This window comes from Gaoshiqia sediminis (assembly GCF_025907915.1).
GTDB classification, from domain to species: domain Bacteria; phylum Bacteroidota; class Bacteroidia; order Bacteroidales; family Prolixibacteraceae; genus Gaoshiqia; species Gaoshiqia sediminis.
In genome coordinates this window covers 1-677 of record NZ_JAPAAF010000105.1, presented here as the reverse complement: position 1 = coordinate 677, position 677 = coordinate 1, and the positions used below count along the sequence as shown (strand labels likewise).

Genomic DNA, 677 nt, shown 5'->3' with positions numbered 1-677 from the left:
GGATTGAACCACATTCGGGATTCATTTTTTGCAGCGAGTTTTCTGTGAAGAAGAAAATGCAGGAAATGAGGAATCTCTTTGGCCATTAATTCCCGAAGACGGATATTGTCCTTTTCAACCCGGTTGATTTTTCGTACCCAAAACCGGACTTCTTCCCTGGGAATAATAATCGGATTTCGCTCGTTGTTGGAGCAAAGAACAAATTTGGCGAAAAACTCAATCTCCCTTCGGTCTTTGCCTTTAGCTTCAATTTTATAATCGCCGGCTGTTGAGAGGTTTTTGATTTTCTCCGTGTCTTCCATCTTGTTCAGAAGCAGTTCATCAACCAGCACCAACAGACGGTTGGCCCAATCGGCATTGAACTGGCTCCGGAAATCTTCGTTAGTATTGAACGTCGCATTTTTTCCGAAAATCATTTTCAAAAAACGCAGAAAGGTCGTTTTCCCCGTATTCCGTTCGTTGGAAACCAATAGCAGAATCGGCAACATTTGTGCAGGCCGGGTGTAGAGAATTTGAAGATAATCCAGGCCGGTTTCAATTTGTTCCTCAAAAATGTGGTTAAGAAAATGCCGGATATGGGGAAAGTCTCCCGGAGACGGCACATAACTCACCGGTTCATACTGGTTGAGATACGTTCCATGTACCTGTCGATAGTGAACATGATCGGGAATAATGCA

General features: G+C 43.6%; 1 protein-coding gene. It reads right to left on the bottom strand.

Annotation, left to right across the window (positions count from 1 at the left end):
• A partial coding sequence (locus tag N2K84_RS20180) for a primase-helicase family protein (protein ID WP_282593641.1) occupies positions 1-677 on the bottom strand: 677 nt, incomplete at both ends.